This is a genomic window from Hydrogenophaga palleronii NBRC 102513 (assembly GCF_001571225.1).
GTDB classification, from domain to species: Bacteria; Pseudomonadota; Gammaproteobacteria; order Burkholderiales; family Burkholderiaceae_C; genus Hydrogenophaga; species Hydrogenophaga palleronii.
Window position 1 is genome coordinate 1 of the sequence record NZ_BCTJ01000109.1, and the last position, 535, is coordinate 535.

Consider the following 535-nt stretch of genomic DNA (forward strand, 5'->3'; position numbering starts at 1 on the left):
CTGCGGTTGGCTACCGTGAAGAGGGGCTCGCTGGAGGTGACGTTGATGGCGTCGAACGCCCCCGAGAGCGCACCGCCGTAGTTGAACAGCCGGTACCAGCCGGCCGATGCGGCCGTGGCTTGCAAGCGGCCGCCCAGCTGCAGGTTGCCGCCGACCTCCACCAGGTCGTTGGCCGTGCCGCCGACCACACCGGCCTGGCCGAGTTCAAAAACCGAGGTGGAGCCGCTGCCGAGCGTGAGGTCGCCGTTGACGGTGAGCGTGCCCGGGCTGTTGCCGGCCGAGAGGGTGGCGCCGCTGACGAGATTGACGTTGCCGCCGATGACACCCGACCCACCCAGCGTGCCGGTGTCGTTGACCTGCACGTTGCCGGCCACGGCACCGTTGACGGCGAGTGTGCCGGCGTTGACGGAGGTGTCGCCGGTGTAGGTGTTGGTACCACCGAGCGTGGTGGTGCCGGCGCCTTGTTTGACGAGGCCACCGGTACCGCCGATGACGCCATCAAAGCTCTGGTTCGTGCTGTTGCCGAAGGTCAGGG

1 protein-coding gene is annotated in these 535 nt (G+C 68.4%); it reads right to left on the reverse strand.

Annotation, left to right across the window (positions count from 1 at the left end; translation table 11 throughout):
* Positions 1-535: autotransporter-associated beta strand repeat-containing protein (locus tag HPA01S_RS22485; protein ID WP_174525319.1), on the reverse strand; the 535-nt coding region annotated here is incomplete at both ends.